This is a genomic window from Candidatus Hydrogenedentota bacterium (genome assembly GCA_019695095.1).
In the GTDB taxonomy this organism is placed as follows: domain Bacteria; phylum Hydrogenedentota; class Hydrogenedentia; order Hydrogenedentales; family SLHB01; genus JAIBAQ01.
In genome coordinates this window covers 1-25196 of the sequence record JAIBAQ010000047.1, presented here as the reverse complement: position 1 = coordinate 25196, position 25196 = coordinate 1, and the positions used below count along the sequence as shown (strand labels likewise).

15 protein-coding genes are annotated in these 25196 nt (G+C 56.5%); 10 read left to right on the top strand and 5 right to left on the bottom strand.

The genetic code is table 11. The annotated features are described in order from the left end of the window. Positions 1 to 10: 10 nt before the first annotated feature. Both K1Y02_10035 and K1Y02_10030 read right to left on the bottom strand, forming a co-directional pair. A complete protein-coding gene (locus K1Y02_10035) occupies positions 11 to 2686 on the bottom strand; it encodes a hypothetical protein (protein MBX7256689.1) in 2676 nt (891 codons plus the stop codon). Positions 2687 to 2855: 169 nt separating this feature from the next. Continuing rightward, positions 2856 to 3317 (bottom strand): RpiB/LacA/LacB family sugar-phosphate isomerase, encoded by a 462-nt coding sequence (locus tag K1Y02_10030; protein ID MBX7256688.1) that lies wholly within the window; start codon positions 3315 to 3317, stop codon positions 2856 to 2858. A 791-nt stretch (positions 3318 to 4108) separates the two neighbouring features. On the opposite strand from K1Y02_10030, the gene K1Y02_10025 reads away from it, so the two are divergent. From K1Y02_10025 to K1Y02_10000, 6 genes are all read left to right on the top strand, one after another. Continuing rightward, positions 4109 to 5998, top strand: a complete 1890-nt coding sequence (locus tag K1Y02_10025; GenBank protein MBX7256687.1) for a hypothetical protein — start codon at positions 4109 to 4111, stop codon at positions 5996 to 5998. 150 nt (positions 5999 to 6148) lie between these two features. Then, entirely contained in the window at positions 6149 to 7780 is a 1632-nt protein-coding gene (locus K1Y02_10020; GenBank protein MBX7256686.1) for a CocE/NonD family hydrolase, read from the top strand. A 377-nt stretch (positions 7781 to 8157) separates the two neighbouring features. Then, positions 8158 to 9291, top strand: a complete 1134-nt coding sequence (locus K1Y02_10015; protein MBX7256685.1) for a GntR family transcriptional regulator — start codon at positions 8158 to 8160, stop codon at positions 9289 to 9291. 157 nt (positions 9292 to 9448) lie between these two features. Continuing rightward, positions 9449 to 10450 carry a DUF1559 domain-containing protein gene (locus tag K1Y02_10010; GenBank protein MBX7256684.1) on the top strand — a complete coding sequence of 334 codons (1002 nt, stop codon included), beginning with the start codon at positions 9449 to 9451 and terminating at the stop codon, positions 10448 to 10450. 406 nt (positions 10451 to 10856) lie between these two features. After that, positions 10857 to 11870: a Gfo/Idh/MocA family oxidoreductase gene (locus K1Y02_10005; GenBank protein ID MBX7256683.1), complete on the top strand. Its 1014-nt coding sequence runs from the start codon at positions 10857 to 10859 to the stop codon at positions 11868 to 11870. Between the two features lie 17 nt (positions 11871 to 11887). After that, the gene (locus K1Y02_10000; protein ID MBX7256682.1) at positions 11888 to 13207 is read left to right on the top strand and encodes a GNAT family N-acetyltransferase; all 1320 of its coding nucleotides are present in this window, start codon (positions 11888 to 11890) and stop codon (positions 13205 to 13207) included. A 108-nt stretch (positions 13208 to 13315) separates the two neighbouring features. Here the strand turns inward: K1Y02_10000 and K1Y02_09995 are convergent, their stop codons facing one another. Next, positions 13316 to 15454 (bottom strand): HEAT repeat domain-containing protein, encoded by a 2139-nt coding sequence (locus K1Y02_09995; protein MBX7256681.1) that lies wholly within the window; start codon positions 15452 to 15454, stop codon positions 13316 to 13318. A gap of 44 nt (positions 15455 to 15498) precedes the next feature. Beyond that, positions 15499 to 16782, bottom strand: a complete 1284-nt coding sequence (locus K1Y02_09990; protein ID MBX7256680.1) for a Gfo/Idh/MocA family oxidoreductase — start codon at positions 16780 to 16782, stop codon at positions 15499 to 15501. Positions 16783 to 17154: 372 nt separating this feature from the next. Here K1Y02_09990 and K1Y02_09985 point away from each other — a divergent pair, with 372 nt between their 5' ends. The 4 genes from K1Y02_09985 to K1Y02_09970 all read left to right on the top strand — a co-directional run bounded on the left by K1Y02_09985 (position 17155) and on the right by K1Y02_09970 (position 23649). Continuing rightward, on the top strand, positions 17155 to 18720 hold the full coding sequence (locus K1Y02_09985; protein MBX7256679.1) for a DUF1549 and DUF1553 domain-containing protein: 1566 nt from the start codon (positions 17155 to 17157) through the stop codon (positions 18718 to 18720). Positions 18721 to 18786: 66 nt separating this feature from the next. Then, positions 18787 to 20121: a DUF1501 domain-containing protein gene (locus tag K1Y02_09980; GenBank protein ID MBX7256678.1), complete on the top strand. Its 1335-nt coding sequence runs from the start codon at positions 18787 to 18789 to the stop codon at positions 20119 to 20121. A gap of 13 nt (positions 20122 to 20134) precedes the next feature. Then, entirely contained in the window at positions 20135 to 22459 is a 2325-nt protein-coding gene (locus tag K1Y02_09975) for a PPC domain-containing protein (protein ID MBX7256677.1), read from the top strand. A gap of 2 nt (positions 22460 to 22461) precedes the next feature. After that, positions 22462 to 23649 carry a translation initiation inhibitor gene (locus K1Y02_09970; GenBank protein MBX7256676.1) on the top strand — a complete coding sequence of 396 codons (1188 nt, stop codon included), beginning with the start codon at positions 22462 to 22464 and terminating at the stop codon, positions 23647 to 23649. 21 nt (positions 23650 to 23670) lie between these two features. Here K1Y02_09970 and K1Y02_09965 read toward each other — a convergent pair whose 3' ends face one another. Further along, positions 23671 to 25125, bottom strand: coding sequence for a sulfatase (locus tag K1Y02_09965; GenBank protein ID MBX7256675.1), 1455 nt, complete (start codon positions 25123 to 25125; stop codon positions 23671 to 23673). Between the last annotated feature and the right edge of the window lie 71 nt (positions 25126 to 25196).

Genomic DNA, 25196 nt, shown 5'->3' with positions numbered 1-25196 from the left:
ACGGCCCCAACTACTTGGTCTCATGCGACACTGATTGCACGTTCCACCCCTCCACACGAACCACGGCAGGCGCCCCGTCCAATTCCGTTTGCGCAAATTGCGCGCGCAACGTCCGCGTGGTTCCTGGCAGCAGGCTCACGATGTTGTCGCTCCAGTAGCACGGCGCGACCTCATCTCCCCCACTGCCTTTGAGAATCGCCAAACGCAACCCGAAGGCAATGGCGTTCGAGTCATTAGTGAGTGTCACATCAATGCACGAATCGCTGCCGTCAGTGCGCGTAGAAGACTTCACGTTCACTGCCGCCGGCTTCAGGCTTCGCAATCCCTTTAGATTGGCCCACGTCTCTTGCTCCACTTTGAAGCCTACCCACTGGTCGTTGTTCGTGGCGACACTATCGGGAGTGGAAGACAGCCAGTAGATGTTCTCATCTATCCGTTTGGAGGAAGAGTCCGACAACTCAAGCGAAAGGAAGAAAATGCTTGTAAGATTCCGTGGCCACTCCATGACAAAGGCGCGGGTCTTGCCATCGGACTCGATGGAAACATTGGCACTCTGTTCTTGTACGACGCGCATATCATCGGAATAGACTTTGGCGACGACATGCAGTCCATCGCGCGCCTTGCTGAGCGTGTTGACCACATAGACGGAGTGGTCGTCATACGAATACTGCACGTGCAGCGGCGCACATGCCTTCTTCGCGCCGTAGTACGCGCCAGACGCAATGAGATTCCAGTCGACATAGTGCCAAGTCATCACGGCGGGCCACGCCGCGTCGTACTTCCACGTCGTGATGCCCTTCGCGTCATACTTGTTGCGGCCGTATGCCTCGAACATCGCGCGGGCGCATTCGTAGTTCATCACCTGCCCGGTCCGGCAAAAATCCTCAATCGAGGCGGGTTCTCCGTAACGCTTGTTCATGGCCTCGATGGCCGCATCGAAAAAGTGACCGCCTTGCGTGACGGTGTGGAACGACATCGCGTCGGTCCACAACGGCCACTGCTGATCCTGCGGGATGAAGCGGCGCACGGATTCATAGGGCGCGATGATTCCACCGATGCCGCCCGATTGCGCAAAACCCCACGCCCCGTCTTCATGCCCGTCGTAATACTTGCGCGGTCCCGCATAGGTCCACAATTCGCGCGTGCCCGTGCGCGTACCGCCCGTGAGGTAACGCCCCTCAATGTCGAAAGCTCCGGAATGCGGCTGGTACGAGCGATCCGGCGCATACTTCGCGATGATTCCGCGATACGCTTCGTCGAGCGGATATCTTGGCAATGTTTCGTCGTGGCCGAGGAAATGCACAAGGCTTGGGTGATTACGGATGCGCAGCACCGTGTCGCGAATACAGTCAATCGCGAGCGCCTCGTCGGGGATGCTTCGACCGAAAAGCTGTTGCGTCACCATGACGCCGTACTTGTCGCATGTCGCATAAAACTCGTTGGTCTCCCGAATCGAGAACCCTTCGAGGCGCAGCATGTTGAGATTGGCTTCCTTTGCATAGCGCACCAGGGCGTCGTAGCGGCGGTTGTCGAAGCGAAGCAGCATGTCAGAAGTCATCCACGCGCCACCGCGTATCAGAATGTTGCGTCCGTTGATGCGAAAACCTCTCCAGCCGTTCTCGTCGATGTAGGATTCGGTTTTACGGATGGCAAACGGCAGACGGATGGAATCGGAAGGTTCTCCATTGACCGTCACGCTGAGTTCCAGCTCGTACATATCCTGCGGACCCAGCGGATTCGGCCACCACACGCGCGGTTTGGCAATGTTCAACTGTTCGAACTCAAGCGGTGAGCATACGGCCGTCAAGAAATCGCCCTCGACAATATCCTCATCGACGGGAATGGGCTTCGAGAACTCGATCGAGCCGATCCTTCCGTGAAGAACGATGTCTAGTTTATTGCGCTCTTTGTACAGCTCTTCGATGCGCCCCTTCAGATGCGCCCACACGGTCAGGTGGGCCATGTCCAGGCTCGGCGTCTCCAAGTCAGCGTGGACATACGGATTCGCGATTCGCACCGGGCCGGTAACGGACAGGTATACGTCTTCCCAGATGCCCATGTTCAGATCGGGCGGTTGCGGATTGTGGTCGTCCCAACCGGTCGTCGCTTGAATTTGCTTCGTGCGGTAATTCTTGTCGGGTACGAGTCCCGGAGGGATGATCTCGACGGCCAGGCAATTCTTCTTTCCAGGAAGAACATTGTCAGCCACATCGAACTCGAAGCGCCGGAACATCCCTTTCACATCGTCACTGCTCGCAATCAACTTGCCGTTCAGCCACACATTCGCTTGGTAGTTGATGCCATCAAGATGCAACCCAACTTGCTTGCCCGCGAGGTCCGCTGGCGCGTCAAACTCCTTGCGATACCACCACGACACCGCAAACGGGCTGTCCTCGCGCATGCGCAGCCACAGCCGATCTTGATATCCGGGAATGGACTTCAGGTTAAGTCCGTAATACGGATCGGGATAGACCTTATTGTCCACCAGCGCGGCCAACACCGTCCGCGGGACCGGCGTCGGATACCACCCCGCCACATTGAAACCGGTCGCCGCAATCGCGCTTCCCGTCCCGGATATCTTGGCGGAGGATTGCAGCCGCCAATCGTCGTTCAGGGAAATGACATCGGCCTGGGCCGCTCCCAACACCATTGCCAGCAGTGCGATAGACAACGCGATTCTCTTCATGCGTAGACCCCTTTGCCCAATGGTAGCCGTTCGAGATAACGGTTCTTCCTTGCATACCACTCCCGGCGATTGTAATCACGGGAGGACAAATCGCGCAACGGGTGAAAGCTACACACGAAATCCGGTCGTGTCACCCCTGGAATTGTGACTTTCGCCCTTGATGCGACTATTACTGCCCCGTATCGAGCGCGTTTACCTTGGAGCAGGCGTCCTTAATAAAATCGGCGTAGGGTTCGAGGCCTTCGGTGAATTTGGTTTCGAGCCAGGCGTCGGCCATGGCGTTGGCCATCCAGGGGGCGACAATCATCGCGCCCATGGTAATGACGTTGGAATCGTTGACGGCGCGGGCCATCTTCGCGGCAAAAACGGATTCCACGCTGACAGCGTTGACGCCCTTAAACTTGTTGGCGACGATGCACATGCCGGCGCCGGTGCCGCAGAAGAGAATGCCGCGTTGCGCTTCGCCTTTCTGGATGAGTTTGGCGGCGGCGGGGGCCCCGTCGTAGTAGGCAATTTCCTTATCCTTGACCGCGCCCACGTCGAGCACCTTATGTCCCTTCTTTTCGAGATGTGCCTTGACGGATTCTTTGAGTTCCAGGGCAAAGGGATCGGCCGCGAGTACGATGTTCATGGTGTGCTCCTCGTTGGTTTGCGCGTGGGAAGCGGTGGCAATGATGGCGGCGGCCCCAAGTCCTGCCTTCAAGAAGGTACGGCGTTGCATAATAACAGGCCCCCCAATCCAGGTTTGCGGAATTGCGTCCGCAAAGAAGTGTAGAGATGCGCAAACGCGGGCGCAAGCGCAAGACACCCTGCGACACGATGAACTCGTAGCGTCCGGTTTCCGCCGACACACGCGTCGGCAGGCAGGACGGTCCCATCTCTCCATCAAGCTCCATTTGGGCTGGCGACAGTGCAACGATTCGTCCCTCAACTATAGGGGATGTTCTCGTACGGCACGAATCCCCACACCCGCAAGGAGACTGAACACGTTGAGTACCTCATCCCTTTCATCAATTAATGTGGGGCAGCCGCCCTCGGCTGCCGCTCGGACCCCTTGAATCGTCAAACGTTGTGGGTACACCCTTGCGCAACGGTCGCGTCGCGCGCTCCCTGCGCCGCTGCGGCTCTGCGCGAGATGCTTTCATCCCCGGTGGAGCCCCTTGCCCCGTCAAAATCAATAGGGGGCGCCCCTTCCGGTTAAGTCACTCCAGGCTGGCCGTGCCCCTTGAATCGTCGACCGATCAAGGTACACGCCCCTCCGAGAACGTCGCAGACTCAGAGAATCGCAGCCGGGGGCGACTGCCGCTCGGACCCTTCAGCTTGTCATTTTTTGGCAGTTTTACTAGACTTTGGGGTAGGTTTTGACTTGACACCATAGATTGGGCATTTCCCTGGACTTGCCTGCGGAAGGATACCGGTTTCGTGCGTAGATTGCGTGTGGCGATTGTTGGCGTGGCGGCGGCTGTTCTGATGGTCTCGGCTCGGGCCGAAGACCCCAATCCACCTTCGATTCATGGCGACGGCGGCGCATGGCCAATCGTGCGACAGTGGACGGTGCCGGAGACGCATCATTTTGCAAAGTGGATTAATCACATCTACGTGAAGAAGTGCCAGGGGACCGTGGAGCAGCGGCGCGCGAAGATCGAGCGGGTGCTGACGGACCCTGAGATGAACCTGTTGCTGGACCCGGAATTCGCGGGCGAGCAGGCCAATCCGCAGTTGGATGTGTCAATCATGCGGTCGATTAACGGCGTGATCGATTGCGGAAAGCTGACCGTCACCCTGTCGTCGTACTACGCGTACCGGCGCGGGTTGCCGTGGATGATCAGTTACGTGCGGTCGACAGGCGGCGACTTGCGTACGTCAAGCCACAACATCCCGGTGGGAACCTATTCGAGCCAGGACGCGGAATCGCCGCAGGACTTCTTCTCGAACGCGGTAACGGGGTATTGCACAGGCAATCTGCGGGTTGAGCCTTTCAACAAGAACTCGGAGCTGTCGGACACGGTTCCCGTGGCGATCACGCCGCAGTACTTATTGCCAGGGTGCATGCATTACCTGGACGGGCACGTGCTGATTCTTGCGGACGTGGATCGCTTCGGCGAACTGCATTTCCTGGATTCCACGACGGCGGCTTCGCGTGACATCTACTCGTTCAACGGTCTGAACGCGGTGATGGGGATTCCGGCCAAGCAGTCGGACCGCGCCGGCAGCGAGTATGCCGGTTGTTTTCAAGGGCTGCGTGTGTGGCGGTATCCGATTGCCGAGACCGATGAGAACGGCAAGGTCGTCAGCATTCGCCGGAGAACCGACGCGGAGATGGCGGAGTTCGGGTACTCGACGGAACAGTATGATCGCATAGAGGAAATCAGCCGCACGCAGCATATCGTGGAAAATGGCATGGAATTAACCAGTTTTCACGAGTTCATCCAGGCGCGCATGCGCAAGCCGGGTGAACGCGTGGCGCCCGCGGTGTTTTTGCGTGACTACGCGGACCAATTGCTGAACCTCTTCGCAATGCGCGAGGAGATTGTTCAGGAAGGTTGGAAAGACGTCCAGGATAACGGCCCGATAACGTTCCCGGAAAATGATCGCTCCGAGAACATTTTCACGGCGGGCGGGCGTTGGGGACAGTTCAGCACGGCGTCGTCGGACATCGATATTCGCGCGCGCTACTACCACCTCGCGGATTGGATGGACAATGTCGTGCGCTGGTACGACCGGCAACCGGATCTGGTCGATTTGTCGGGGTTGGAATGGTACTACACGGAAGGGCGCGAGGACTTGGCGCAATCGCTCGTTTCGGAGAAGAGCCGGGTGTTTGCGGAGAAGTTCTTCCAATACACCAATAGCGCAGGCGAAAAGGTTTCAGTCAGCCTGCTGGAACTGGAACGCCGCCTGTACGACTTGTCGTTTGATCCGAATCACTGTCCGGAACTGCGCTGGGGAGCGCCCATCGGCAGTCCTGAGATGGCGACGGCCAAAGAAGTCGTGACACCGTTGCCCGAAGGAAAGGAACTGCCAATGATGGAAGCCTACAGGCGAGAGGCGTTCTATCGGGCCGTGGGCCAGAAAGAAACTACGGAAAGCTATCTGCAGGAGATGTTCACGGATGGTTTTCCCGTCCGCGACAAGTTCGACCTGCAATTGGCAAAGTGGATCCCGGACTCGTTTCGCGTTCCTCCTCTGATGCTCTCTAAGAGGCCCGAAACCATGACGAAGCCGGTGGTTGTCACGCCAGAGAAGAAGGCAAAGTCCCCCAAGTCTGTGGCGTCGAGACAATCAGCACCTAGAGGAAGCAGACCTAACTAGGCGAACCTGCGCGTGTTCCGCCTCCGATCAACACTCATTGAGTAGTATCAACGGGGTTGAAATCGACACCCCCTCCTATTACCATTTTTGTTCGGGGTAATGCAGGAACAGCCCCCCTCAACCACACCTCATTTTCAGGGAGTATCCACCATGGTCATGCGAGCGGCATCTCGCGTCTTTGTCGCAACGGTAATTACAATTCTGATTGGAGCATGGCATTGCATGGCCGAAACGGTCATGGTGCCGATGCGAGACGGGACAAAGCTAGCGACCGACTACTTCCTCCCCTCGGGAGATGGGCCCTTTCCCGTCGTCGTAGCGCGCAGTCCCTATCCTCGCAAGGCTGGGCAGGCTTTCGGAATTCTTTTCGGGACGAAGGGCATGGCCTTCGTCATTCAAGACACGCGCGGACGGGGCGACAGCGAGGGCAAGGATGCCGTGTTCGGTGATGATGGCTGGGGCGAGCGTCAGGACGGCGTCGACACAATCCAGTGGGTGAAGCAGCAGAAATGGTGTAACGGCAAAGTGGGGACATTTGGGATGTCAGCCCTGGCGATAACGTCGCTCTTGTGCGCATCTGCGGGAGAGCCACTGACTTGCCAGGTTGCGTGGGTGGGCGCATCGCAGTTCTATGGGGAGATTGGCTACAACGGCGGTGTCTTCCTGAAGTCCCTGGCAGAGATGTGGACCCAAGGCCAAGGCTCCGGCTACATCATCGACACATGGAAAAGCCATCCCACTTACGACGCGTTTTGGCAGGGCTATAACATGGATGCTCGCGCGTCGAAGACAAGCGCACCCGCGCTGCACGTCGGAGGGTGGTGGGACATTTTCGCGACAGGTACGCTCAACGCGTTTGTCAACCGGCAGCACAAGGGCGGAAAGGGGTCAAAAGGCCAGCAATACGTCATCATTGGCCCATGGGGACACGGCATTCCGGAAGGCGGCAAGTACGGCGAGTTGCCTCTCAAAGACAACTACAAATTCGATTTGAACGGTGAGACTTTGAAGTTTCTGGACTACTATTTGACGGATGACGCCAGCAAGCCATACGACGCGCCTGCGGTCCGCTACTACACCATCGGGGATGCCGAAGATCCTTCCGCACCCGGCAATGAGTGGCGAACGGCAGATGACTGGCCCCCCTTCCCCACCACGGATACTTTGCTGTACTTAAGAAGTGACAAATCACTTCAGTTCGAGGTGCCAGGAACGGACGACCCTGCGATGAGCTACACGTTCGATCCCACCAATCCTTGTCCGACGAAAGGCGGTGCGAACCTAACGATACCCGCAGGTTCCTTTGATCAGCGGGAACTCGAATCCCGGCCCGACGTGCTCTCGTTCGCCTCGACCCCGCTGGAGACGCCTATCGAGATCACGGGCGACGTGCGGGTGCGTTTATACGTGTCGACAGACGCCCCAGACACCGATTTTACGGCAAAATTGCTTGATATCTATCCCGATGGACGTGCGTTCAACATGCTTGATGGCATTCGGCGCCTGAAGTTCCGGAAAGGCTACGAGAAGGCAGAACCCTTGCCTGCGGGTGAGGTGGGAGAGTTGCTGCTCGATCTGGGTCCAATCAGTCTCGTTGTGAATAAGGGACATCGAATTGGCATCCAGGTCTCCAGCAGCAATTATCCGCGCTATGAACTGAACCCTAACACTGGGGCCGACTTCCCGACGGAAGGCGGGGAGATGCGTAAAGCCATCAACTCGCTACACTTAGGGAAGGAGTACCCGAGCGCTTTAATTCTTCCGGCAAGAAAGACTCCTTGACTCAGGCTTTAATTGTCATACCACTTTCACCCCTCTTGACAAAAGGCATCCTATACGATATCATGTGATTACAATTGAACTGAGAGAGTACGGGGGCGCAAGGGGTTCTGGGAGCTTGCTGGGCAGACTTCCCGAGCTTGTTTGGTCATCTCCGCCGCAACCCATTTTTAACATTGGCCTTGCCAGGCTGAAATTCCAAGGCAAAACGGCATAGCAGGGCAGATTGCGGCGAATCCAGGAGACGCATGAATTCTACCAAGCGCAATTCCCCGCACTAATTTGAATGTTATTACATGAGATGCTAGATGCGAGGCCGCCGGAAAGTTGGTATGGCAATGTTCCTGGCGGATGGACATCGCAGAGGGGAGCCCTGGGAGATGCCTGAGATTCCTCCCGATATTCCGCTTTATGCGTTCATAAAGCGCGAACTGAAAAGCCAAATCGAAAGCGGTGAATTGCCCGAGGGCGCGCGTGTACCGTCGGAGTTCGAGTTGGCTCGCAGCTACAACGTCAGCCGGAACCCTACCCGCCAGGCGCTTCGCGACCTTGAGCGCGAGGGCTACATCATCCGCACGCCGGGACGGGGCTCGTTTGTGGCGCCGGTTCAGAGCAGGCAACGCCTGCTTCCAATCAGCGGGTGGCGCACGGTCGCCTTGGCATGCCCGGAATTGGAATGCCGCTATACGCGCTCGGTGGTGCAAGGATTTATTCAAGCCGCCGCCGAAGAGGGCGTTCAGACGATGGTCTACTTCGTGCGGTTCAGCAATGAGAGCGAATTCGACTTCCTCACGGACATGCGCAACAGCGGAATCGAGGGCATTGCGTTCTGGCTCCAACATGCCACGGAGCGGACGCTTGAGTTGTTGAGAAAGTTCCGCCGTTCCGGCTTCCCCTTTGTACTGATTGATCGTTACGTGCACGGGGTTGAGGCGGACTACGTGGTGACGGACAACGAGGATGTGGGCTACCAGCTTACGGAAGCTCTGATCCGGCGAGGCCACACGGAAATCGCCTTTGTTGCCAACGAACTGGTGAGTACCTCTTCGGAAGATCGGCTCGCGGGCTATCGCAGAGCGCTTGAAGAGGCAGGATTGACCTTCACCCGGGACCTGGTTGGATTGGTTGACCCGAAGGAAGAGCCCGTCACGGCGGTAATCAGCCGGATCATGGCTTATAGGCACAGGCCTACGGCTTTCTGTTGCCTGAACGACTTTGTAGCTTCGACGTTGCTGGATGAATTGACAAGTCTCGGTTACAGCGTGCCGGAAGACGTGGAGTTGGCGCTGGTGGATGACAGCAGGATGGCGGACGCTTTGGGGATTCCCATGATAGCGGCCGTGCAAGCGGGCTCAGAGATGGGTCACGAAAGCGCTCGCCTGCTGCTACGCCGGATCGCTGAACCGGATTGTTCGATACAGAAACGCTTTCTCAAGGCCGTCCTTCAAAACGGCCATGAGGAGCCGGACATGGAACGTCTTGCAGTAAAAGGAGGAGGGTTCAGCGAAGACTAAGATTCGAATTGGGAGAAGGGAGAGCGAAGAGTTTTTTTGACGCCAGTGGCGTCGGCAATCAAGCAGAAGAATCGTCATGCATACGCAGACGGAATTATGTGGTAAAGCGGACGGAAAAACAATCGGGAATTCCGTCCAGAATAATGGGAGACCTATCATGCACAAGAGAAGGGGTTTCACCCTCATCGAATTGTTGGTAGTCATTGCCATCATCGGGATCTTGGCGGCAATACTGTTGCCTGCATTGGCGCGCGCACGGGAAGCCGCCCGCCGGTCGTCGTGCCAGAATAACCTGAAGCAATTTGGGATTATCATGAAGATGTATGCGAATGAAGCGAAGGGAGAAGCATTTCCTCCAGGCGGCCTCTTCCGTCTAAACGGAACTCCGACGTTGCTTAACCTTCGCGGATTTGCGCTTTATCCTGAATATTGGACAGATGCCAATTTGGCGATTTGTCCTTCGGACTCGCATGATTCGAACTTCTTGGGAACGTCTGTAGAGAATGCCAACGAAATATTGAACACGTTCAATTCCACTGGCGCTCCTGAGATTTGTTACGATGCCTTCCTGTCGGTTCCATTCTCCTATGCATACATTCCCTATGCAACGACAACGAGTTCCCAACTTTATGACGTCATCGGTGGTCAGCAACTTTGGTTTTTCCTTGGCGAAGCGACAACACTTTTCTCAAGCACAGGCGGCAACATGCAGAGCATGGGGTGTTTGCGATTTGCGGTTGCGGCGTACAGTGGTATCGGTGAAGACGATATGCCGTCGGATGTTCAATGGTCCAAGGTTAACGGCCCGGATGTAGACGACGATGGCGCTCCCCTTCCGGACGGATATCGCCGCTTGAGGGAAGGTATTGAGCGCTTCTTCATCAGCGACATCAACAATCCTGCTGCGTCCGCCCAAGCACAGAGCACGATTCCTATCATGCTCGATTCCTGGGCAGACCAGGGTCCGTTCGTGTCAATCAATGGCGACAATGCGGTTGCGCGTTACAACCACGTTCCGGGCGGCAGCAATGTGCTTTACATGGACGGTCATGTTGAATTTCTGAAGTATAAGAGCAAGTTCCCCTTGATGAACAGCGCCGCTGGCACACTTGGGGAAAATCTCTCGACGAACATGGCAACAGTAGCTGGCGTTGGTTGATGACTCGCCTTAATGCGAGTGCAAATCGCTCACGACAAAGTAACAGAAACCACAGAGTCGGTTGAGGCGATGCAGAAACCAGTTAAATAGCCCCCCAAACACCTTGGGAATTGTTTCCCTGGGTGTACCGTGCAAGACCGGGGTTCGGCAGACAGAAAAACTGCCGGACTCCGGTCGAGATTTTTTGGCGAGACTTGTACGCCCCCGGCCTACGAGCAACGATCCCACAACTCTCCCCCTCTCTATCTCTTCCTTTCAGCCTCCAGCTTTCAGTTGTCCCGATCCGAATTTGGAACGCGTGGACCCGTTTCCCGATAATGGGCGGGCGTGTTTCTGTGCGTGGACAAGTACTGAAGATGGCCTGAATCGTGACACATGGCGCGTCATGCGCGAAAGGAGTGCGAAGATGGTAGGCATCGGACTTGTCGGCTCGGGTGGTTGGGGGGCAATGCATGCGCGGACCTATGCATCCATTGAACATGCGAAATTGGTGGGGGTTGCGGATCTGGATATAACCCGGGCACAAACGCTGGCAGAGCCCTACGGAGCAGTGGCGTACGGCGATTACCGACAATTGCTGGAAGACACACGCGTGCAGGCCATTGCGATCGTCACCCCTGATTTTGCGCACGAGGAAATTGCGCTGGCGGCCATCGCGGCCGGTAAGCACATACTCGCCGAAAAGCCTCTCGCCATGAGCGTGGAGGCATGCGAGCGAATTGTCTCAGCGGCAGAGCGCGCAGGGGTCAAGCTTATGGTGGACTTTCACGCACGGTGGAGTCCCCCCTTGTGCAAGGCGCAGGAGAGTATTCGCAAGGGCGATATCGGAACGCCGCAACATGTGTATTACCGATTAAACGACCGCATTTTTGTTCCCACGAAGATGTTGAGTTGGGCGCACATGTCTACGGTGCTCTGGTTTGTCGGAAGTCACGCCATCGATACGGTACGGTGGCTGCTGAACGACGAAGTGAAACGGGTATTTGGAGTGGCCGGAAAGGGCGTGCTCGCGGAACGCGGAATTAATACGCCGGACTTTTATTTGAGTACACTGGAGTTTCGCGGTGGAGCCAAGGCCGTCATCGAAAACTCATGGATACTACCTGACACCATTCCCAATCTCGTTGACGTGAAATGTGAATTGGTCGGCGACAGAGGCGCGATTTATATGGACGCGACGCATAACAGAGCGCTGGAAAAGTACACAGAGTCGTCGGGGGAGTATCCGGATATGTTTGTAATGCCCGTCATTCACGGCAGACAACAAGGGTTCGCCGCGGAGAGCATCCGGCATTTTGTGGACTGCGTGTACCGCGATCGCGTTCCGATGGTTACCGGCAAGGATGGGCTTGAAGTCACCCGTGTGATTTGCGCGATCGAAGACTCCATCCGCTCCGGGCAACCGGTCGATCTCTCTTAGTAGCGCGGGGTAAAACCATGAAGAAGAGGAAACAAAGCGACAGGACAGGTACGTCTCCCGGAATTCGAGACGTTGGCCAATCGATAGACAAAACACATGGGAGTGAAGTCGCCGAATACGTTACGCGAGGAGTGAAGTCTGATGAAGAACTGATAGCGGCCAATGAACTCATGGCCGCTACACAGACGCCACCCAATACCGAGTGCATGCGCTGGCTGAAGGAAACTGGGCCAAACTGGCCTGGATATCGCAGAGAACACACGCGGGTGCACTACATTAATTCAGAGATGGCGGGAGCCCTTCGGATACAACCGTTCAAGCTACGTATCGGCCGGGCACGGCTCACTGCAGGCGGCATCGGATGGGTGTCAACGGAAGAGACACACCGCAATCGAGGCGTGTGCGGAGCGCTCATGCGCGACGCACTGGACTACATGACGAAATCTGGTTTTGATGTGTCACTTCTCTTCGGCATACCAAACCTTTACCAGAAATTCGGGTATGTGAGTATCCTTCCTGAATACGCAATCACTTTCGACATCAGCGGACGAACGCAATCGGAACCTTGTGTCGCTCGCGTGACATGGGAAGATGCGAAAACCTTGCGGTCGCTGCATGAACGTCACGAATCTTGCGTGTCTTGTTCCGTAGTCCGAGACGCGAAGTACTTTCGGACGCTGTTTGAGTGTACATCACGCACGATCCGCTACTATCCGGACTGGGCGGCAACCGTCAAGGTCTTTGATGCACGGGGCCGAATCGTTGGGTACCTCATGTCCCAATTGGATTCGGAAGTCCTGCATATAAAGGAGATGGGTGTGGATGGTCCTACCCATTTCGACACGATACTCGATGCGGCATCCGCGATGGCGCGCCGGAAGGGTCGCACGCGTGTTCGTTTTCATTTGCCGCCGTCGCATCCGTTCGCGAGATACCTGCGCGACTACACCTGCGTTCACGAGATGCGCACGTTTCGCAACGCGGAGGGGATGATGCGAGTCCTCGACACCGAAAAGACCTTTCAGCAGATGATCCCAGAATGGGAAACTGCACTTCGCGATTCTGGTATGTGGCAGAGTGGCACCGACCTCGTACTTGCCGTGGACGAGGAGCGATACATGTTCTCACTCAGGCGAGGAAGCTTACATGTGGAACGCACGGACGGGAGAGCACATATTCGAGTGACGGGGCAACAATTCTGTCGCATGCTGGCGGGCTTTACCTCAGCATCGGATGTGGAAGTGCCACGCGGGTCCGAAAACGTTGAACGAAGGCGATTGATTGAATGCCTGTTTCCGGAACGAACGCCGTTTATCTGGCCTATCGACCATTTCTGATCCAAGTCAGCAAATCGCGCCTCTGCAAGTGGCGCCAGCATAAATGTAACGCGCCAGCGTCCGACTCTCACGGACGCTGGCGCGTGCTATGTACTTGTAGCTTTGAGTTTACTCTGGCTGCGTGAAGACAAGGCCGGCGCCGTTCTCCGTGGCAAGGCGAAGACAGAAGCACCAACCACCGCCGCCCTGGCTGATTTTCACCAGAATTTCATTTCGGCCTTTATTGAGGTGAATGTTGGCTTTGTCTTGATCCAGCGCTGCACCTCGGTCGACTCGGTTCTCGCAAACTACCGTCCCATTGATCCAGACCTTATTGCCATCATCCGAACCGAGACGTACCTGAGCGTCAATGGCCTCGGGAACCTCAACGACGGCATACGCATAGCCAAAGCATCGATCTCGTTGGCCCAAATTTCCTGCGAGATCGACCAAGCCGACGGGGTCGGCCGTCACGACCTTCTTCCACTGCACGGTGTTGTTGCCAGCCGAGAGAGAAGCAGCAAGATCAATCTTTGGCTCTCCAACAAAAGCCGTATCCCAATCTTGATCCGTCTTCCAGTCAAACGGGCCAACAATTTGCCAGACCTTCACAACGCCCAGCATGTTGGAGAGATCAGCGGGTACACCGGCAGCCTGAAGTCTTTTCGCAAGTTCGACCAGGGTTTCGGGTGCGACTTGCACCGCTCGCAGAAGTTCCATGGCTTCATTGGATTTCGCCGCGTCACCGGCCTTGGCTAGCGCGCCGGCAATTCCAGCGAGGGCAATTGCACCCACATCTTTGAGTTCAGGCTTGTCAATGGAGGCTTTCGCGACGTCAAATGCCTCCGGCAATGGGGCTTCAGAAATACCCTTAAGCGCCGTGCGGCGCACATCGTCGTCAGGCGCCATTTCGTACAACGACAGGTAGGCCTTCCCCGCTTCTGCAGGATTGCCGACCTTATCCATCGAGTTGGCGATTGAGACGGCTGTCTTGAGAGCAAGAGCGCGCTCGTCTTCTGAACCTGATTTCGCTATCTCCATAAGGGCAGGAAACGCTTCACCGGACCCGATATTTGCGATGGCGCGAATTGCGCTGATACGCATATGAGGCTCGTTACTCTTGAGGAATCCTGTGATAAGGTCAAGCGCCTCTTTCTCTTTGCGCTGTCCCCAGATGGCTACCAAGCCTTCTTGCGCAGACGGACTCAATGAAGGAAAGGCCGTTTTCACGGCGCGTACCGCTTCCCTGCCTTGAACACTGCCCAGCGCCATGGCGGCCGCATCGACCAAGGTGGCGTCGGCACCGTTCAGCGCGCCCACAATCACGGGAACCGAGGTACTATCTCCGTAAATGCCAAGTCCCATCAGGGCAGCAGACTTGAGCGGAGACGTTGGCGCAGCTGCAAGCATCTCACCATAGATGCGCATAGCCAGATCCCAATTGCCGCCCGACTGTACCAGCGATGCTGCGTACCGATAGACAGCATCGAACGCTTCAGCCTGGGTGTCGGGCGTCGCATTTTGAACGACGGACTTCAAGGAGGGATATAGGTCTGGGTGTCCCATCCAAGCAAGTGATTGGGCGGCAGCAACGCGAACGCGAGGATTGCTGTGGGTTGTCAGACCCAGCAAGCGCAGAGCAGATTCATTCTGGCGCAAACGCCCAACAGATCGAATGAGGGCCACGACAAATTCAGGATCTACTGTTGGGTCCGCCGTCGCCGTCAGAAGCTGGCGGCAGGCGCCGTGCGTTCCAATCTGTTCAAGGGTTTCACGGGCCTTCTCGCGCAAAGAGGGGTCGGACAGGAGCGCAACAATTGGGCTAAAGTCGTCGGTATCTTGAAAGACAATCGGAAGCAGCTTGAGTGCCTCCAATTTCATTTCCGCGGCCTGATCTACCGCCAATAGCGCGGAAACCTGTTTGACGAAGCGTGCGCGGTCGGATTCCGTGGCCGAGACGGTCTCCTGATCTTTTGCTACGAGACCGTTGGCGATGTCGGCTAGCACGTTGAACGCCGTTCGTTTCACGGCGAAGTCGCCGGAAGCGAGCAGCGGCAGGAGGCCCTCAACCGCGGCTTCGCCGTAACGCGGCAGCAATTGCCGGGCACGAATGCGGGCTTGTCCATCGGGCCCACCCAGGTCTGCGACCAGTTGGGCGACTTCTGAGGCGGACACGGCCACACACAGAAACGCAGTCAGTACGAGTACAGCCAAGTGGACTAGACTGCTCGCCGCCGACGTATGGATTCGATGATATGTTCTGTACACGGGAAAATTCCTTTCCATAGAAAGCCACAAGGGCAAGAGTCTCTTTACAGGTGCCAGGGCGCGCGGTATGGGCGCGAAAGGTACCGATTGGCGGCATCGTCGTTTACGAAACGCTCGGCTGTACCGTCCCACGTTAGCTTTCGGCGTGCTTTGAGAGCGATACCCGCAATCAAGACGGCGCTGGTGGATCGGAATCCCTGTTCAATGTCGGCGATGGGACGTTTGCGGGTACGAACGCACTCAAAGAAGTTGTTGTGATGATCGGTATTGGCCCAACTCCGCTCGGGCTCGCCGATGACTTCCTTGATTCCCAGTTCCGCGGGTTCAACGGAGTAAGAGATGCGGTTGACGTACAGGACGCCGTTGGTTCCGTTAAACCGGACACCGTATCCTTTGCCGGCATGTGTGTTGGCGGGGCGCTGTTCCCAAGTCACATTGCAGCCTTCGTATTCGAGAAGCGCTTCAAGGCACTGGTAGTTGTCGGCACCGGTGCCTTCTACGTATGTCCCCCCCATTGCCTGCACACTGAGCGGACGGTCTTTGCCGATACCCCATTGCACGACGTCCATGAGGTGGATACCCCAATTGGTGAGTTCGCCGCCGCGCGCATAGTCATGCCAGCCCATCCAGCCCATGAATCGCTCTCTGCTGAACGGAACCTCTGGCGCAGGACCCAGCCAGCGATCCCAATCGAGTCCTGGTGGCGGAGTGCGCGGCACATCTCCCGTCGCCAGACCATTTATTCCGACCCATGCGCCGGCGGACGAGATTTGGCCCAGTCTGCCGCTTCGCAGGATTTCAATGGCCTCTTGAAAGATGGGCATCGACCGCTGCTGTGTACCGACCTGAACGACACGGCCGTAGCGCCGCGCGGCGTTCACCATGGCACGGCCTTCAACGATTGTCATGCAAACAGGTTTCTCAACGTAGACGTCCTTACCCGCTTCGCAGCCGTGAATCGTGATCAGTGGATGCCAATTGTCCGTGGTGACATTGAAGATAGCGTCGACGTCGGGACGATCCAGTACTCTTCGGTAGTCTTGGACGCCTTCAGGGGCAACGCCCGTTGCTGCCTTCACCGTCTCAATGGCTTTCTCATATCGGGGAATGAATGCATCGCAGAGGGTGACGATTTCGCAATTCGGATTTGAGGCGAGGGCTTCGATGTGCCTGCTGCCCATGCCGCCACAACCGATCACGCCAAGGCGGATCCTGTTGTTGGGCCCTACGGTTGCCGCAGCCTGGCGCGCTCCCAGGGTTCCGGCGACGGCCAGCGCACCCGTTCTCCGAAGAAAGTCTCTTCGTGTCAATCGAGATCTATTGAGCATGATTCCCTCCAAGTGGCTACCCCGTAACGTAGAGCAATAGACATGGGCAAGCAACCCGGACTATATGCTCCGAAGATTTGACGGGAGGCATTGTACACGTTTGTGGCTGAAAAGGCTCACGGGAAACCATGCGTTGCCAGAAGATAGTGAGTTCGTGCTGGGCCGTACTTGAGGGAATACCCGTCGCCGCGTTGTACTGATGATTGACGTGCGCGGGCAATCAGTGCCGACCCATCAAGTAAGCGGCTAAGTCACCGGGAATATGGAACTTCCTCTTCGGAAGCGTGTTTGATTAGGCAGCTAGACTCGGAAGCGTTTTGGGAATAGTGTCTGCGCCGGCAGCGGTGAGCGGCTGCTCAAAGGGGGGAAGTAATGCGGATACTCGCAGTGCTTGCGATAGGCATTCTGGCCTCTCGCACCGCGCTTGGGGTGGACAATCCTATCGTATCGCCCTTCGAGACCGATTCGGCTGTTGTTCAGGCAACTGCTGTGGATAGCCTGGTTCAGACAGCGCTGCAACAACACGGTATAGAACCGGCAAACGTGTGCTCCGATGAAGTCTTTGTTCGCCGCGTGTATTTGGATGTTATTGGCACGCTGCCGAGTCAACCAGAAATTCTGATCTTTCTGACCAGCCCAGCACCGGATCGCCGGGCTAAGCTCATCGAAGCCCTGTTGGAACGGGAAGAGTTCGCGGATTACTGGGCGCTAAAATGGTGCGACCTTCTGCGCGTCAAAGCGGAGTTTCCCATCAACCTTTGGCCGAATGCCGTTCAGGCCTATCACCGCTGGATTCGCGACTCCATTCGAGCCAACAAGCCTTACGACGAATTCGCACGCGAACTGTTAACGTCAAGTGGCAGCAACTTCCGGGTACCACCAGTCAATTTCTATCGCGCCGTGCAGGGCAGGACTCCACAGGGTTTGGCCGCGGCTACGGCTCTGACCTTCATGGGGACGCGACTCGAGCATTGGTCCGAGAAGGATCGGGCGGATCTTTCGGTCTTCTTTTCCCGCGTGGCATACAAGAAGACGGATGAGTGGAAAGAGGAGATCGTCGTGCTCGATCCTACGGCGACCGAACCTCTGAATGCCGTGTTTCCCGGCGGTACAACGGTGACGATTCCTGCAACTGAAGACCCGCGAGTGGTATTTGCGGATTGGTTGATCACCCCCGAGAATCCGTGGTTCACGAAAGCTGCCGTCAATCGAGTATGGTCGTGGCTGATGGGACGTGGAATCATCCACGAACCCGATGACATCCGGCCAGACAATCCGCCCGTCAATCTCGAGTTGCTTTCGTATCTTGAGAAGGAATTCGTGGAGTCGAAGTATGACCTCAAACAACTCTTCCGCGTAATCCTAAATTCGCGGACCTATCAACAATCCCCGATATCGCGAAGTACCTCGCCCGAAGCCGAAGCACTTTTCGCACACTACATGGTGAGGCGCATTGACGCGGAAGTCGTGGCGGACGCTCTGAATTGGATATGCGGTTCGGGCGAGGAATACCAGAGTTTGATCCCCGAGCCATACACAAACATCCCGGAAGAGCTGCGGACTATTGCGTTAGCCGACGCGAGCATTACGAGTCCTATGCTTGAGGTGTTCGGGCGTTCTCCACGGGATACTGGTCTGGAATCGGAACGGGACAATCAACCCAGCGACCGGTTGTGTCTGCATATGCTGAATTCGACTCACATACAGCGAAAGATCATGACGAGTTCGCGCATACGGCAATTGGTGGCAACGTCGAAGGGCGATAGCCGGGAAGCCATCAGGACGGTGTACTTGACAGTACTTTCGCGCTACCCCACAGACGCCGAAATTGCGACAGTCATTGATTACGCCTGGGACCAGGGCGGCAAAGCGGACCAGACTGCCCTCGACCTCGTGTGGGCGCTCGTGAACAGCAAAGAGTTTCTTTACAGGCATTGAGGCGAAGGCCAGTGATAATAGACGGATATTCGGCGGCGACAGTCCGCAGCCAAGAAGGGTAATGCTATGAGGGCGCAACACGAGAGCACGGAGATATCCCGCCGGGAAGCACTTCGCCGAGGCTTGATCGCCGCAACGGCCTTCGCATTTGCTCCAGGTTTTGGCCGGCCTGCATTTGGTGCAAGCACTACGCCTTCCAAGGCGAAGGCCGTGATTCAAATCTGGATGTGGGGCGGACCTTGCCACTTGGACACATTCGACCCGAAACCAGGCGCGGGATACGACTTCTGTGGTCCCTTGAACAAGCCGATTTCAACGAAGGCGAGCGGCATCCAAATCTGCGAGCTGCTGCCATTGCTGGCACAACAGGCCGACAAATACTCGATCATTCGAAGCATGACCCATGGTAGTTTTGCCCACGAGACCGCCTCGTACATCGTACAGACCGGGCACCAACCGGATCGCCTCGTCTATCCGAACATGGGCGCGGTGGTTGCAATGCTCAAAGGGTACGAGCATGGCTACACCGGCCTAATTCCTCCTTACGTGGTATTGAACGAGTCTCAGGGTCGTTTCTCCGAAGCGGGATTCCTGGGCGAGCGCTTCAAGCCTTTCGTGACGGGCGGCGATCCGAATCAAGCGCGATTCATTGTGGAGGGGATTGTGGCACCGGGGATAACTGACGAGCGGCAACAGGCTCGCAAGGCGTTGCTCGGGGCTCTGGATACGTTTGGAAATGCGATGACCGGGAATGCCCATTTGGAGCGATTCGATGAGGCTGAGGCCCGGGCTTACGAAATGATGTTTGGCGAAACACGAAAGCTGTTCGACCTTTCGCAGGAAACGAACGAGGTGCGAGAGAAGTATGGCCGCAACACGTTTGGACAGTCGTGCTTGATGGCGAGACGCCTGGTGGAAAGCGGTGTGCCCTACGTAACGATCAACTACAAAGGTTGGGATACGCACAAGCAGCATTTCGAAATCATGCGACGCAAATTGCCGGAGATGGACCAGGGCATGGCGACGCTAATCCAGGACCTCTCTGACAGAGGTTTGCTTGACAGCACGATTGTGTGGTGGGGCGGAGAGTTCGGACGCACGCCGAAAATTGATTGGGGTGCGCCGTGGAACGGCGGTCGCGGACACTATGGCAATTGCTTCTGCAGCATGGTTGCAGGTGGAGGGTTTAAGGGTGGGCATGCCGTCGGGAAATCGAGCGCGCGCGGTGAAGAAGTTGCAGATCGGCCCGTATATCCGCACGACCTGATACGAACGATGTACAAATTGATGGGAATCGACCCTGACAGTCCTCTTACTAATCCGCAGGGCCTTGATACGCTGGTTATGCCCGCCAAGATGGAAGGCATGGAAGGCGGTGGCTGGTTGCGCGAGATTGCATAGGAGAATGGCAGCAATGATAAAGCTTATGCAATCGATTCTCGTGCTGACTTTGCTGGCCTGTACGGCCGCGTGGGGACAGGCCGCACGTAAGGATCCTCACATCGGATATGTGTACCCCGCTGGGGGAGCTTGCGGCGCAACAATCGAGGTGACCGTCGGCGGTCAAATGCTGCGCGGCGCGAAGGATGTCTATGTCTCTGGCGAGGGCATTCAAGGCACGGTGGTGAAGTTCTTCCCTCCTCTGGGCAATGTAAAGAAAGAAGAGTACGAGGAACTTGTGCGCGTTATGAAGGAACTGCGCGAGAAGCGCATGGCAGAAAAGGAAGGCCGGGCCGTCGCAAATGCCGACGATGCGAAACCCGCAGAAATGATGACCGACGAAGGCGAGACGGTCGGCATTCCGCAACACCCGTTGCTGTACAAGCTGGAGGAAATGAGCCTGCGCCAGTTGGACCACGTACAACACGAGATCGTCTATTACCGCCGGCGTCAGATGAATGCGCAGATCGCGGAATCGGTCGTTGTACAACTCAGCATTGCACCGGATGCCGCGCCGGGAAGTCGTGAGATTCGAATCGTTACACCCGCTGGCCTGACGAATCCAATGCGATTCGAAGTCTCGGCGATGCACGAAGCGCGCGAATTGGAGCCTAACGAGGCGGCCGTGTACACGCCACGTGTTCAAGATCCGCCGGAAACTGTCCCCGTCGTCTTCAATGGTCAGATACAGCCGGGCGACGTAGACCGCCTTCGATTTCATGCGCGCAAAGGGCAGCACTTGGTACTCTGCGCGGAGGCGCGTCAACTGATTCCGTATTTGGCGGATGCGGTGCCGGGGTGGTTCCAAGCGACTCTGACGGTTTACGACAGCCGAGGTCACGAAGTCGCATATTCGGATGACTATCAGTTCCGTCCCGATCCGGTGATACTCTTTGAGGTGCCGAAAGACGACGATTACGAAGTTGAGATACGGGACTCGATCTATCGAGGAAGAGACGACTTTGTGTACCGCGTAGTCGTCAGTGAACAGCCGTTTATCATTCAGATGTTTCCGCTGGGCACAACTTCGGGGAATACTACACTCGCCTCACTTTCCGGCTGGAACCTCGCGTCTTCTCAACTTCGCTTATCGGCGGACACAGAAGGCCCCGCGATTCGAGAAACGCGATTAAAGCAAGGGGCACTCTTGTCCAATGCGATGGACTATGAGGTAAGCGCTCTAACGAATGGCGTTGAAGCGGAGCCCAATGACAGCTTTGACTCGCCGCAGCAGGTCACAGCCCCTCTTGTCGTTGACGGGCGTATCGATAGGCCCGGAGATGCCGACATATACGCAATTGAAGGCCAAGCAGGACAGGAAGTCGTCGCGGAGATTGTCGCGCGGCGCCTGGGCTCTCCGCTTGACTCCATGCTGCGAGTCATGGACGCAGGCGGCAAGGTGATCGCTGCCAACGACGACACCGAGGACCCTGGAGCAGGCTTGCTCACGCATCACGCTGACTCGTATGTGAGGACGGCTCTCCCCTCGAATGGTACGTATTTTGTCACAGTGAGTGACACGCAGCACGCTGGAGGAGAGACCTATGCCTATCGGCTGCGCGTCTCCCCTCCCATGCCGGATTTTGCGTTGCGGGTGACGCCATCCAGCATCAATATCCCTGCCGGGCGGACAGCCGCGATATGCGTGCATGTGCTGCGCAAGGACGGCTTTGAGGGCGCCATCGATGTGCGGTTGGCAAGCGCGCCGGAAGGGTTCGAGTTGAACGGCGCGACGATTCCTGAAGGCCGCGATTCCATTCGCATGACGCTTATGGCGGCCGCTAATCCGACTCAAAAACCCGTGCGAATCCAAATTGAAGGCCGTGCCCGGATTGGCGAGGAAGTAGTGCGCCGTATGGCGGAGCCCTCGGAAGACATGATGCAGGCCTTCATCTATCGTCACTTGACTCCGTCTCAAGATCTATTAGTCGATGTAATGGGCTCGCGTTTCAAGGGTCGTCCCGTACAGGTGGCGGGCATACTGCCTGTACGTATACCCAGCGGCGGCTCGGCTCAAGTGCTCGTGAATACGCCCAAGTTTCCAGAGCTGGCGGAAGTTCGTTTGGAACTGGTTGAACCGCCGTCCGGCATAGCCTTGGGTGAAGTGACAGCGCAACCGGAGGGATTGTCTTTCGTACTCAAGGCCGACAAGGCTTCGTCCAAGGTTGGAGACACGGACAATGTCATTGTGGAAGCCTATCTAAACCCAGCGCCTGATGCCGAAGGGAAAGGCACGCGCAAGCAACGTGTGTCACTCGGTGTTTTACCTGCAATACCCATTCAAGTGGTGGAGAAATAGCTATGTCGCGAATGGATTCGCAAGTGGCGATACTGGAATCGACAGGAGTCTCGGTAAGCGTTTCGAGTTTCTACGTATCTGATGGAGCGAGTGAGTACCATCTGCTCATACGCCCATTGGACATTGGAACCGTCGAAGAGCAACTGGACCGAATAGAGGTGGCTTACAGCGAGGCGCTTTTCGAACTGGAGCTGCATCGCAACACCGCCGTGACTCGGCGATTCTATTGCAGCGACGTTCAAAATGCTCGCCATGCGTTGAAGGCGCATGCTCTTTCCAACCCTCGCGCCGCCGGAGAGCCGTGTGCGGCATCATGGATCGGTCAAGCGCCGATGCCGCCCGCCAAGGTTTCGATGTGGGCCTATCACATTAGCGATGAGCTTACGCCTCTTATAAAGTCACAATCGGATTCGACGACCATCCTAAAGCGCGGAGAATTAGCGCATCACTGGACCGCTGGATTGGTGAACACTGTCGAGTCTTCTCCATATGGCCAGACACAGGGGATCTTCCACGACTATCTGGAACACTTGTCGCGTCACAACTTGCGCTTGGCGGACCACGTGGTCCGGACGTGGTTCTACGTACAAGACGTCGATTCCAACTACGGAGGAATGGTTTCGGCGCGTAAGGAAATCTTCCTTAAGCACGGACTGACTGCCGATACGCACTTCATTGCGAGCACCGGAATCGAAGGCCGGTCAAGCGATATTAGAGCCAAAGTCATGTTGGATTCGTATGCCATAGCAGGGCTGCGTCCCGGGCAGGTTGAGTACATTGCGGCCTTGGATCACTTGAGTCCAACACATGTATATGGAGTGACGTTTGAACGGGCGACTTCCGTGGCGTACCAAGATCGTAAACACATATTCATCTCAGGCACGGCCAGCATTGACAAAGACGGAAATATCGTGCACGCGGGAGACGTAGGCCACCAACTCGAACGGACCCTGGAAAATGTCGAGGCGCTCTTGGAACAGGCCGGCTCCAGCCTGGAGGATATGCGGATCTTCCTCGTGTACGTGCGCGACCCAAGCGACCAGACTTTCGCGCTGAATAGAATGCGTGAACGATTTGGAGATGTGCCAATCGAGGTCGTTGTGGCGCCCGTGTGCAGACCGGGCTGGCTCATCGAAGTCGAAGGCGTCGCCGTCGTCCAGTCATGTAACCCGGACCTGCCGCGTTTCTAAGTGCTTCCCCGAACGCGAGCGTTAGCGTTCTGACGTGGACTTGTACCAAATCGGTTCAGGAACGCCGCTGGTTTCTTCAACCAGTTCTTTCAGGCGTTTGGCTAACTGCCGGTAAACGGGCTTGACTTCAGGGCTTGCATCGTCATTGATAAGATTGTCGATGGCTCCGCCTTCAACGGTCAGTTCGATATCCCCCAACAAGTTGTTCATCTCGTTCGGGTCATTCTGCAAATCATAGAGTTCGTATCGATCCCAGACTCCGTGATATCGCATCAGCTTATAGCGATCTGTTCGAATGCCTTGCACCGTTGGAGTCTGCGGAAACGACCGTTCCCAGAAATACTCGTACAAAAAGGCATCGCGCCATGGAATCTGCTTGTTTTCAAGCAGCGGATAGAAAGACTTGCCCTGCCACGCCGTGGGAATTGGGCATCCCGCGGCTTCGAGGAAAGTGGGCGCGTAATCCGTGTTCAGGATCATCTCGTCGCGCGTCGTGCCGCCCGCAAAGAGCTCCGGGCAGTGGACAATCAACGGCACTCGGATGGATGGTTCGTACATGCACCGCTTATCGATGAGCCCATGTTCGCCCATAAGGAATCCATTATCGGACGTAAAAACAATGAGTGTGGAATCGAGCTGTCCCAGTTCACGCAACGTTGCCACGATGCGGCCTACACTGTCATCCACGGCGCGCAATGTCTCCGCATAAAGGCGCGTGAAGGTATCGAAATCGATCTGATTCGCATACATGCCATCAACGCCGTGCCAACTGTTACGCTGGGCTCGGACCCATGCCGGTTTGCCCCTGTAATTCTCTGGAGTGTCGGCCATAGAGGCTGGGTGTGGGTAGGTCTTGTCCGCGTAACAACCTTTGTAACGGGGCGCGGGTTTGAACATCGCATGTACAGCCTTGTGACAAAGGCACATACAGAATGGCTTCTGACGCGGCTTGCGAAGAAATTCTTCGGCGTAGTCGGTGAGAACGTCCGTAATGTATCCGGATCCGGGGTGATTTGTCCCATCCACATTAAGTGTTGTGCCTTCGTACTCTCCTTGCCCTTGGAAGGAAACCCACCGATCGAAACCAGGTTGCGGGCCTTCGCTCTGTCCACCCATGTGCCACTTGCCGATGAAGGCGGTTTCGTAGCCGGCTTTCTGCAACTCCCTTGGAAACGTCGGCGCAGACGGCGGCAAGGGCGTGTTGTTATCCAGCACACCATGAGTATGGGCATAGAGACCGGTGAGAATTGTCGCGCGGCTTGGCGAGCAGAGCGCGGTGGCCACGAAAGCATTCTTGAAGACAATCCCACCCTTTACGAGGGCATCGAGATGCGGAGTTTCGACGAATGGATGCCCGAGAATGGCCGCGCCGTCGAAGCGTTGATCGTCTGTGAGGATAAAGATGATGTTGCGGGGCGATTGCTTTGCGCCTTCCGCGGCGTGGGCATGTACAGCGGGCAAAGCCAGCGATGCCATACCTACCCCACTCCGCACCAAGAACTCCCGTCGAGTCGACTCAGCTTTCACGAATGCCTCCTCCCTCACAT

Bases quoted from the DNA above. Each gene is read 5' to 3' on its own strand.
- K1Y02_10005 (MBX7256683.1), top strand. From the start codon at position 10,857: ATGGTAGGCATCGGACTTGTCGGCTCGGGTGGTTGGGGGGCAATGCAT.
- K1Y02_09970 (MBX7256676.1), top strand. From the start codon at position 22,462: ATGTCGCGAATGGATTCGCAAGTGGCGATACTGGAATCGACAGGAGTC.
- K1Y02_10030 (MBX7256688.1), bottom strand. From the start codon at position 3,317: ATGAACATCGTACTCGCGGCCGATCCCTTTGCCCTGGAACTCAAAGAA.
- K1Y02_10010 (MBX7256684.1), top strand. From the start codon at position 9,449: ATGCACAAGAGAAGGGGTTTCACCCTCATCGAATTGTTGGTAGTCATT.
- K1Y02_09975 (MBX7256677.1), top strand. From the start codon at position 20,135: ATGATAAAGCTTATGCAATCGATTCTCGTGCTGACTTTGCTGGCCTGT.
- K1Y02_10020 (MBX7256686.1), top strand. From the start codon at position 6,149: ATGGTCATGCGAGCGGCATCTCGCGTCTTTGTCGCAACGGTAATTACA.
- K1Y02_10000 (MBX7256682.1), top strand. From the start codon at position 11,888: ATGAAGAAGAGGAAACAAAGCGACAGGACAGGTACGTCTCCCGGAATT.
- K1Y02_09985 (MBX7256679.1), top strand. From the start codon at position 17,155: ATGCGGATACTCGCAGTGCTTGCGATAGGCATTCTGGCCTCTCGCACC.
- K1Y02_10015 (MBX7256685.1), top strand. From the start codon at position 8,158: ATGCCTGAGATTCCTCCCGATATTCCGCTTTATGCGTTCATAAAGCGC.
- K1Y02_10035 (MBX7256689.1), bottom strand. From the start codon at position 2,686: ATGAAGAGAATCGCGTTGTCTATCGCACTGCTGGCAATGGTGTTGGGA.
- K1Y02_09980 (MBX7256678.1), top strand. From the start codon at position 18,787: ATGAGGGCGCAACACGAGAGCACGGAGATATCCCGCCGGGAAGCACTT.
- K1Y02_09965 (MBX7256675.1), bottom strand. From the start codon at position 25,125: ATGGCATCGCTGGCTTTGCCCGCTGTACATGCCCACGCCGCGGAAGGC.
- K1Y02_09990 (MBX7256680.1), bottom strand. From the start codon at position 16,782: ATGCTCAATAGATCTCGATTGACACGAAGAGACTTTCTTCGGAGAACG.